The 241-nt window shown below is 44.0% G+C and carries 1 protein-coding gene; it reads right to left on the reverse strand.

Annotation, left to right across the window (positions count from 1 at the left end):
* Positions 1–241: sterol desaturase family protein (locus B4K20_RS08295; RefSeq protein WP_289282548.1), on the reverse strand; the 241-nt coding region annotated here is incomplete at both ends.

Here is a 241-nt window from a genome sequence, read left to right on the forward strand (position 1 = left end):
AGGGCAGATGATAAGTACCGAAGAGTCGATCAAACAAAACGGTGTGCGCCGAGTAGTTAGTATCAATAGCCGGCTTTTCTGAACTGTGATGCCAGTGATGAAACTGTGGCGTGACAAAAATAGTTTTGAGCGGGCCAAATGGGATATCGACATTACAGTGAATCAGAATAGCCTGAAGCGCGGCAAAGGTAACGTATATATTCAATGCAGACTCATCCGCACCTAATAAATAAAGTGGGAT

It is taken from the genome of Methylophaga sp. UBA5088, assembly GCF_002414625.1.
GTDB lineage: Bacteria > Pseudomonadota > Gammaproteobacteria > Nitrosococcales > Methylophagaceae > Methylophaga > Methylophaga marina.